The sequence below is a fragment of the Robertmurraya sp. DFI.2.37 genome, assembly GCF_029211245.1.
Taxonomy (GTDB): domain Bacteria; phylum Bacillota; class Bacilli; order Bacillales; family Cytobacillaceae; genus Robertmurraya; species Robertmurraya methanolica_A.
The window spans coordinates 1-293 of sequence record NZ_JARGEJ010000749.1; the positions used below are offsets into that span (position 1 = coordinate 1).

Genomic DNA, 293 nt, shown 5'->3' on the forward strand with positions numbered 1-293 from the left:
AAGAAAATCTTTTCTGATCGAGTATTTTGCAAAAGAAGGCGCCCAGTGCACTACATATTTCCCTTTTAGCTTCAGGCATGACTACAAACCGAATTCATTTAATAGGAAAATTGCAATAAATAAAGAAAATCAAGACGACTATATTGTGATAGTAAATAAGCCGACTTCTGGGCATTCGGTTTTCTTAATGTATTTAAAGCTCTTATCATTTCTTCCCTCGATTTTATTCCTATCCCATGTCCAAAGTATTGATCATCCCCGAAATAAACGGCATTTTCACCGATCCATACCGG

Annotated in this window: 1 pseudogene; it reads right to left on the reverse strand. The window is 36.2% G+C overall.

Annotation, left to right across the window (positions count from 1 at the left end):
• Positions 1-98: 98 nt before the first annotated feature.
• Positions 99-293 (reverse strand): annotated as a pseudogene (locus tag PZE06_RS28480) (protein-glutamine gamma-glutamyltransferase); the annotation flags it as partial.